Origin of the sequence: uncultured Bacteroides sp., from assembly GCF_947632445.1 — a bacterium.
Classification (GTDB): Bacteria; Bacteroidota; Bacteroidia; order Bacteroidales; family Bacteroidaceae; genus Bacteroides.
On the sequence record NZ_CANRPM010000093.1, the window covers coordinates 1 to 7742 of the forward strand.

Here is a 7742-nt window from a genome sequence, read left to right on the forward strand (position 1 = left end):
CAGGGCCGGCCGATGCTGCTGCTCTTCTACGACCCCGACTGCGACCACTGCATGCAGACCATCGCCGAACTGTCCGGCTCGCCGCTGCTGAACGGTGCCGTTGCACGGGGCGACCTTGTCGTCGTGGCAGTCTATGCAGGCTTCGACGGCAACGACCGTGCGTCATGGCTCCGCACTCTCGACCGCCTGCCCTCCGCATGGACGGTGGGCTTCGACAACGGCACGATCTACACGCGCGACCTCTACGTGCTGCGCAACCTTCCGGCGCTCTACCTCCTGGATGCCTCGCGGCGCGTTGTTCTTAAAGACACTACGCCTGCCCGTCTCTCCGAATACCTTTCTAAATGAAGCGCGGTACCGCCTGTTTCTTACTCCTTAAGGAAGTGCTTCCTTGCCCCCTGACGAAGTGCTTCCTTACACCCTGACAAAGTGCTCCCTTATCCTCTAATGAAGTGCTTCCTTAACCCTTCATAAAGTGCGTTCTTGCCTCGTAAGAAAGAATGAATTGAGGCCTTTATTTCAGAAAAAGTAGTATCTTTGCAAATGATATTATTGTATCAGTAGCATTGAACTATTTCAAACAATGGATAATATATTATCGGTTATCAACAGAGCGCCGCAGGATGTGGCGATGCACATAGCCAGACAGGTGAAGGCGCGGCGGTTGGAAATGAATCTGACGCAGGAAGGACTGTGCGTCCGTGCCGGCATCAAGCTGCCGACATACCGCAGATTTGAACGGATTGGCGAAATATCGTTGAAAGGACTGTTGCAGATTGCTTTTGCACTCAACGCCCTGAACGATTTTGAAGCATTGTTTACGCAGAAGCAGTATCAGTCGCTCGACGAGGTACTTGCTGAAACTGAAGTGAAACGCAAACGGGGCAAGAAAAATGAATAGCATCCAATCGGTAGAAGTCCGGTGGGACGGGCGTTTTGCTCCTGCATTCGACCTGCTGCCGAGCGACGGAATGAACGGCTATCATACGACCTCCATCCATGACAGCATCGAACCGACCAAGGCGGATTTAATCGCCGTTGCCGCAAACGCCGGCCTCGACAAAGAGGAGGCGGATGATGTGTTCGAAAGAATGAAACGGACACTTCCCTAAACGAGGAGCGGCGCCTGTTTAAGGCGGCGCTCCTACCACATGGGAGTGAAGGGCTTGGCAGATACCAGCCGGTCGTTCACGCAGAAACTAAGGTCGGTCTCCTTCGAAGTGTCGAGCTTGCGCACCGGAGCGCCGGGCGTCAGGTCGAGGCTTTTCAGGTCGATCCAGAACGCGGCGAACTGGGAGGAGAAACCGAAATAATAGAGGAGGCTCTTCGTGTCGGCAACGCTTCGCCATTGCGTGGACGAAAGGTTGGGCTCTCCTTCTACGGTATAGCCGAGCGGCACGGAGACGGTTCCCAAGACGCTGAGCACCGCAGCCGCAGCCGTGCGGTTATCCACGTCGGCGGGGATGTGGTCGATGAAGAACGAGGCCCGGACAAAACGGTCGGCGCTGCGCACCGTTCCGGGCAACGTGTTCGTGCCGCCCATCTGCTGCCAGTAGGCGTCGATGGCGAGCATCTGTTCGAAAGGCGGGTTGTTGGTCAGCACCTGATAGTCGCGCGAGGCGTAGGTGTTCAGCTTGCCGTCGCGAAACTCCATGACCAAGGTCATTCCCGAACGGTCGGTGACGGCCCAGTGCAGCGCCGCCGTCGTGCCTTCGTCGAAGCTCTCCCCATAGATGGCGAAGGGCGTTTCGGCCAACCATTTTTCCACTTCGGCCACAGTGGCGAAGTTGTCGAGGAAATAGCTTATCAGTACGGCCAAGCTCATCACGGGCAGCTTGCCGTCGTGCGAAGTGGCGTAGACCGTGCCCTTGCAGAAGAGGGCGTTCATCACTAACCCCATCTCGTTCATTCCCTCCGTTACGCCGCCGTCGTATGACACGGCGAGCACCGACCCGTACTTTGAAGTCCAGTGCAGCGTGTTGCCCGAAGGCATTCCCGCCTTCTGCATGCCTCGCGGGTAGACATAGAGATTGGTGGGAATGGGCGTCCGCCAGTCTAAGGTGCGCCCCACGACCGTCAGGCTGTCTTTGCCCTGAAATACCACACGTGAACACGGATGTACGCCCGTACCGGCCAGCAGTGCCGTGAGCATAGCGAATAGAAAGACCCGAATTTTCATAATGCAAATGTTTGAATGTAAATCTAATGTATTTCTGTTACGAAGACCGTCTCCGAAGTCTTCGGCCGGCGGCGATTGTCCGGCAGACAATCCGCTGCGGGGACAAAGGTACGTATTTCGACGGATATAAAAAGCGTTGCGGCATAAAATTCCGCGAGACGATGATTTTGTGAGGGTTATCTTTGGGGATTATGGAATATTGAGTATATTTGCGCGCAGTACAATGATTACCGCTGTAATGATGAAGAAACAGATAGACAACCTATTCCGAAAGCTCTGCCGCCCCCTGACGCGGTTTCTCCACAACGACGAGCTGAAGCGGAAGCTGCACGTGCTGCTCTTCGAACCGGACACTCCCAGGGGGAAGCAGTTCGAACATATCCTTCTCTCCTCCATTGCGGGGATGGTTTTCGTGGTGATGCTTGAGAGCATCCATTCCTTTCCCTATGCCGTGAGCCTGGTGCTGAAGGTGCTGGAGTATCTTTTCCTTTTCGCTTTTTCCATCGAGTATTTGGCGCGCATCTACTGCTCGCCCCGTCCCGAACGCTATATCTCCAGCTTTTTCGGCATCATCGACATGCTTGCGACGGTGCCGTTCTATATCGGGCTTTTCTTTCCGAGCATCCGGCATTTTCTCATCATCCGCATGTTCCGGCTGATCCGCGCGCTGCATGTCTTCCAGCTGCACTCCATCATCGAGGAGGGCAACCTGCTGTTGGTGTCGTTGCGGCGGAGCATCAACAAGATATTGGTGTTCTTCCTCTTCGTCGTGATATTGGTGATGATTATAGGGACAGTCATGTATATCGTGGAGGGGAACATGGAAGGGACGTCGTTCAGCAATATTCCCAACAGCATCTATTGGGCCATCGTCACGGTGACGACCGTAGGCTACGGCGACATCACGCCGGTGACACCGTTGGGACGTTTCCTCTCGGCCATGACGATGCTGCTGGGCTACACGATTATCGCCGTGCCGACGGGCATCGTGTCGGCGCAGATGCACAACGAGATCCGCAAGGCGCATGCCGCCGCACGCCGGTGCCCGTATTGCGGAACGGAAGGGCACGGAGACACCGCCACCTTCTGCTGGCACTGCGGCCGCACACTGAAGAGGATTGAAGAGACCGAGGAAGACCGTCCCGAAAAGGAATGAGAAGGGCTACTTGTTCAATTTCCATTCCGTACCTTCCTTGCCGTCCTTGATTTCGAAGCCGAGGGCCGTCAGTCCGTTGCGTATCTTGTCGCTCGCGGCCCAGTCTTTGTTGGCCTTGGCCTTGGCGCGTTCTTCCAGCAGCATGTCCACTGCACGGCCGAAGGCTTCTTCACGGGCGGCGTTTGAAGCGTTCTCGGCTTTCAGCCCCAGAATATCGAAGCAGAACAGGCGGAAGAGCGCTTTCAGTTCTTCCAAATCGGCGGCGGTGACGGTATCGTTGCCTGCCAGGATGTTGTTAATCATCTTGGCGCCGTCGAACAGGTGTGCGATGACGATGGGGGTGTTCAGGTCGTCGTTCATGGCGTCGTAGCACTTCTCGCGCAGGGCTTTTACGTCGACCGTCGATGCCGGTGCGGGGGTTATCTTCTCCATTCCGCTCACGGCATCCATCAGCCGGGCCAGTCCCCTTTCGGCCGCCTTCAGTGCCTCGTTGCCGAAGTCGACGGTGCTGCGGTAGTGGGCTTGCAGGGTGAAGAAGCGGATGGTCATCGGGGTGTAGGCCTGCTCCAGCAGGGGGTGTGTGCCGGTGAAGAGCTGCTCCAGCGTGATGAAGTTGTTGTAGGCTTTGCCCATCTTCTGTCCGTTGACGGTCAGCATGTTGTTGTGCATCCAGTAGTGCACCATGTCGTCGCCCTGACTGGCTACGCTCTGTGCGATTTCGCATTCGTGGTGGGGGAAGATGAGATCCATGCCGCCCCCGTGAATGTCGAAGTGGCTGCCCAAGTACTTGCGGCCCATCGCCGTACACTCGCAGTGCCAGCCGGGGAAGCCGTTCCCCCAGGGCGAGGGCCAGCGCATGATGTGTTCGGGCTGGGCGTTCTTCCACAGGGCGAAGTCGGCGGGGTTGCGCTTCTCGTCCTGTCCGTCCAGTTCGCGGGTGGTGTTGAGCACGTCGTCCAGGTTGCGTCCCGACAGCTTGCCGTAGTGGTGGTCGCGGTTGTACTTGGCTACGTCGAAGTACACGGAGCCTCGGCTTTCGTAGGCATAGCCGTTCTTCAGGATTTCCTTTACCAACTCAATCTGTTCGATGATGTGTCCGCTGGCCTGCGGTTCGATACCGGGGCGCAGCACGCCCAGTGCGTCCATCGCCTCGTGGTAGCGGTTGGCGTAGTATTGTGCCACTTCCATCGGCTCCAGCTGCTCCAGGCGGGCCTTCTTGGCGATCTTGTCCTCGCCTTCGTCGGCATCGTGCTCCAGATGGCCCACGTCGGTGATGTTGCGCACGTAGCGCACTTTGTATCCTAAGTGCTTGAGGTAGCGGAAAAGAATATCGAAGGTGATGGCAGGGCGGGCGTGTCCCAAGTGCGGGTCGCCGTACACGGTGGGGCCGCAGACGTACATGCCTACATGCGGGGCGTGCAGCGGTTTGAACAGTTCCTTCCTGCGGGTCAGCGTGTTGTAGATTGTCAGTTGATGTTCCATATTGTCAGGCTTTTAGTTCCGATTGCTTATTGGTTTCATTCAGGCGGAGCATTTCTTCGATGTACTCGCGCGTATTGCTCAGGCGGGGTATCTTGTGCTGGCCGCCTAACTTGCCCTTCCGGTCGAGCCAGTCGTGGAAGAGGCCGGGGCGTGCCGCGATGACTTCCGGCGGTTGCAGGGCCAGGTCATTCTGTCGTTTGGCCTCGTAGTCGGAGTTGACTTCCTTCAGCGTGTTGTCCAGGATACGGGCGAACTTGCCGAGGTCGTCGGGCATCTGGGCGAATTCAATCAGCCACTGGTGGCGGCACTTGGCATTCGCGTCCATGAACACCGGAGCGGCGGAGTAGTCCGTGATGCGGGCACCCGTTTCGGTGCAGGCTTTGGCCAGTCCCTTCTCGGCATTGTCCACGATAAGCTCTTCGCCGAAGGCATTGATGAAGTGCTTGGTGCGCCCTGTGATGATGAACTTGTAGGGACGCTTGCCGGTGAACTTCACCGTGTCGCCGATGATGTATCGCCAGAGTCCGGCCGAGGTGGAGATGACTAAGGCATAGTTCTTGTCCAATTCCACTTCTTCGAGGCAGCAGATGCGCGGGCTTTCCTTGCCGATGTCCTCCAACGGGATGAACTCGTAGAAGACGCCGTAGTCTATCATCAGCAGCATGGAGCGGTCGGCAGGGTCGTTCTGCGTGCCGAAGTAGCCTTCGGAGGCGTTGTAAGTCTCCACGTAGTGCATCTTGCTGCTGCGTATCACCTCCTTGTATTGCTCGCGGTAGGGCGTGAAGGCTACGCCGCCGTGAAAGAAGACTTCCAGATTGGGCCACACTTCCTCTAAGCTCTGCCTGCCGGTCTTCTCCAGAATGTGCTTGATGAGCACTAACATCCACGACGGCACGCCCGACAGGTTGGTGACGTTGGCATGGATGGTTTCGCGGGCAATGGCTTCCATCTTCGGTTCGAAGTGTTCCATCAGGGCCGTCTGCTTGCTTGGTACGCGGATGTAGTTGACCAACGGGTTGAGGTTCTCCATCAGAATGGCCGACAGGTCGCCCACGAGGCTGCGGTTCGTGTTCAGGTTGGGAGCATGGCTTCCGCCCAAAATCAGTCCCTTGCCTGAGAAGAAGCGGCTTTCGGGGTTCTGCCGCAGGTAGAGGGCTACGGCATCCTGACCGCCGCGATAATGCGTGTCGTGCAGCGATTCCCGGCTGACGGGCAGGAACTTGCTCTTGTCGTTCGTCGTGCCCGACGACTTGGCGAACCAGCGTATCTCCGACGGCCACAGCAGGTTCTGCTCTCCGGCGCGCAGACGGGCCACGTAGGGCTTTATGTCTTCGTAAGTCTGGATAGGCAGGCGGTTCTTGAAGTCTTCGTAGGTATGTATGGAACGGAAGTCGTACTTCCGGCCCCACTCCGTCCGGGCCGCCTTGCCGACGAGACGCATCAGTACACGATGTTGTATCTCTCCGGCGTGTCCGGCATATCGGTCTATTTCCTCCGCACGGGATTTGAAATAGATATGGTTGAGAAATCGTGTTATGTTCATTTTTCTTATTGAAATCGGATATTGCACGCAAAAGTAATCTTATTTCCGGTCATCTCTATCTTTTTTCTGTTTTTTTTCTACCTTTACGGCTGCATTTGCGACATAACGATAAAATAGGTTTTCCGAAAGGAGAAAGAAGGAGAAGCGGAGGTATTGTAATGAGAATTGGTATTTTGACTTCAGGAGGAGATTGTCCGGGAATTAATGCGACCATTCGCGGGGTGTGTAAGACGGCTATCCGCCACTATGGCATGGAGGTGATAGGCATTCATAGCGGCTTTCAGGGCCTGCTGACCAAAGATGTAGAGACGTTTACGGAAGATTCCCTTTCCGGGCTGCTGACGCTGGGAGGGACGGTGCTCGGTACGTCGCGGGAGAAACCCTTCAAGCGGGGAGGCCTGATGGACGGTGTGGACAAGCCGGCGCTGATCATCCAGAATATCAAGGAGCTGGGGCTGGACTGCGTGGTATGTATCGGTGGAAACGGTACGCAGAAGACCGCTGCCAAGTTTGCGGCGATGGGTGTCAACATCGTGTCCGTGCCGAAAACCATTGATAACGACGTCTGGGGAACGGATTTCTCCTTTGGCTTCGATACGGCGGTGAGCATTGCGACCGATGCCATCGACCGTCTGCATTCTACGGCAAGTTCGCACAGGCGCGTGATGGTCATCGAAGTAATGGGGCATAAGGCCGGCTGGATTGCCCTGTATTCGGGGATGGCCGGAGGCGGGGATGTCATTCTGATACCGGAAATTCCCTATTCCATCCATAATATAGGGGAAGTGATTTTGGATCGTCTGCGCAAGGGGCGTCCTTACTCCATTGTGGTGGTGGCCGAAGGCATTCCGACCGACGGGCGGAAACGGGCCGGAGAGTACATCGCCCAGGAAATAGAATACGAAACAGGCATCGAGACGCGCGAGACCGTGCTTGGCTATATCCAGCGCGGCGGTTCTCCGACGCCTTTCGACCGCAACCTGTCCACTCGCATGGGTGGTCATGCTACGGAACTGATAGCCGGCGGCCGGTTCGGGCGGATGGTCGCTTTGCAGGGCAACCGTATTTCGTCTCTTCCGCTTGAAGAAGTGGCCGGAAAGTTGAAATCGGTGACGGAAGACAATGACTTGGTCGTGCAAGGGCGTCGGATGGGTGTCTGCTTCGGTTGATGGCGGCTTTTCGTGGCGGGCTGCGGTCGGCTCCCGCCGGAACAGGCACTATCCATCCTGAATCCTTCGAAGTTTCCCGCTGAAACGATAAAAAATAACAACAAAAACAGCGCACGTTCCGGCCGTTTTCCTCCCCTTTGCCTTCGCCGGAAAAGGGTACTCCGAACCCCCGCCAGAAGGTGTTCTGAAGGGGGTCTAATCGTTTAAGTTAAT

At 56.4% G+C, this 7742-nt stretch carries 7 protein-coding genes and 1 pseudogene; 5 read left to right on the forward strand and 3 right to left on the reverse strand.

The window, feature by feature from the left end; all coding sequences use genetic code 11:
• The 3 genes and pseudogenes from Q0Z70_RS12440 to Q0Z70_RS12450 all read left to right on the forward strand — a co-directional run.
• Nucleotides 1-348: pseudogene (locus Q0Z70_RS12440) on the forward strand (DUF5106 domain-containing protein); the annotation flags it as partial.
• Between the two features lie 235 nt (nt 349-583).
• The gene (locus tag Q0Z70_RS12445) at nt 584-901 is read left to right on the forward strand and encodes a helix-turn-helix transcriptional regulator (protein ID WP_298074982.1); all 318 of its coding nucleotides are present in this window, start codon (nt 584-586) and stop codon (nt 899-901) included.
• The gene (locus Q0Z70_RS12450) at nt 894-1112 is read left to right on the forward strand and encodes a hypothetical protein (protein WP_366807319.1); all 219 of its coding nucleotides are present in this window, start codon (nt 894-896) and stop codon (nt 1110-1112) included. Before Q0Z70_RS12445 ends, Q0Z70_RS12450 begins: the two co-directional genes overlap by 8 nt.
• A 32-nt stretch (nt 1113-1144) precedes the next feature.
• Here the strand turns inward: Q0Z70_RS12450 and Q0Z70_RS12455 are convergent, their stop codons facing one another.
• On the reverse strand, nt 1145-2179 hold the full coding sequence (locus tag Q0Z70_RS12455) for a linear amide C-N hydrolase (RefSeq protein ID WP_298074983.1): 1035 nt from the start codon (nt 2177-2179) through the stop codon (nt 1145-1147).
• 241 nt (nt 2180-2420) lie between these two features.
• Between Q0Z70_RS12455 and Q0Z70_RS12460 the strand changes: the two genes are divergently transcribed.
• Entirely contained in the window at nt 2421-3335 is a 915-nt protein-coding gene (locus Q0Z70_RS12460; RefSeq protein WP_298074991.1) for an ion transporter, read from the forward strand.
• 6 nt (nt 3336-3341) lie between these two features.
• On the opposite strand, the gene cysS is transcribed toward Q0Z70_RS12460, so the two are convergent.
• Together cysS and Q0Z70_RS12470 are read right to left on the reverse strand one after the other, a co-directional pair.
• Nucleotides 3342-4817 carry a cysteine--tRNA ligase gene (gene cysS / locus Q0Z70_RS12465; RefSeq protein ID WP_298074985.1) on the reverse strand — a complete coding sequence of 492 codons (1476 nt, stop codon included), beginning with the start codon at nt 4815-4817 and terminating at the stop codon, nt 3342-3344.
• 4 nt (nt 4818-4821) lie between these two features.
• Nucleotides 4822-6360 carry a GH3 auxin-responsive promoter family protein gene (locus tag Q0Z70_RS12470; RefSeq protein WP_298074987.1) on the reverse strand — a complete coding sequence of 513 codons (1539 nt, stop codon included), beginning with the start codon at nt 6358-6360 and terminating at the stop codon, nt 4822-4824.
• 158 nt (nt 6361-6518) lie between these two features.
• Between Q0Z70_RS12470 and Q0Z70_RS12475 the strand changes: the two genes are divergently transcribed.
• On the forward strand, nt 6519-7529 hold the full coding sequence (locus Q0Z70_RS12475) for an ATP-dependent 6-phosphofructokinase (RefSeq protein WP_298074989.1): 1011 nt from the start codon (nt 6519-6521) through the stop codon (nt 7527-7529).
• Nucleotides 7530-7742 lie beyond the last annotated feature (213 nt).